This is a genomic window from Vibrio sp. 1562 (genome assembly GCF_033340155.1).
GTDB lineage: Bacteria > Pseudomonadota > Gammaproteobacteria > Enterobacterales > Vibrionaceae > Vibrio > Vibrio alginolyticus.
Genome location: NZ_JAWOVY010000765.1, coordinates 1 through 519 on the forward strand (window position 1 = coordinate 1; position 519 = coordinate 519).

At 48.6% G+C, this 519-nt stretch carries 1 protein-coding gene; it reads right to left on the reverse strand.

Features of this window, described 5'->3' with window-relative positions:
• A partial coding sequence (locus tag R7Z49_RS27525; protein ID WP_318112840.1) for a translocation/assembly module TamB domain-containing protein occupies positions 1-519 on the reverse strand: 519 nt, incomplete at both ends.

Genomic DNA, 519 nt, shown 5'->3' on the forward strand with positions numbered 1-519 from the left:
GCTCCGAGAAAATTTCCACACTCGGATCGGAAGCTGGGCCAGTCACACGCACACCTGCGATCACATCGTCTTGAGTATTGTCAGGGTTACGAATCGCTTTGATCGATACATACGGTTGATCCGCTGGACCGTTCATTAAGATCTTACCTTCTTCGATCACCAAATCTTGACCAAATGAACGGTAAGAACCGTCAACGATGTTTACCTCACCAACGATGAATGGTCCTTTGTCTTTTTGTGTCACGTTAAGGCTACCTTTCAAGCCGCCCTTCAAGCCAAACGCCGCAAGTTGGAAGTCGTCACCAATCTTGATGTTGATGTCCGTTTCGACGTTGAATGGCATAGCCGTCACTTCATCAACTGGCTGTAAATCCTTGTTTAAAATCACGGTATCACTCGACACCCCAACCGCACTTGGTGGCAGTTCCTCAATGACGATACGTCCCCATGGCAGCTTGATGTTACCTTGCACCTTCGCTAACTGCGGTGTGACCTCAATGGTCATGTCCGGCTCAACTT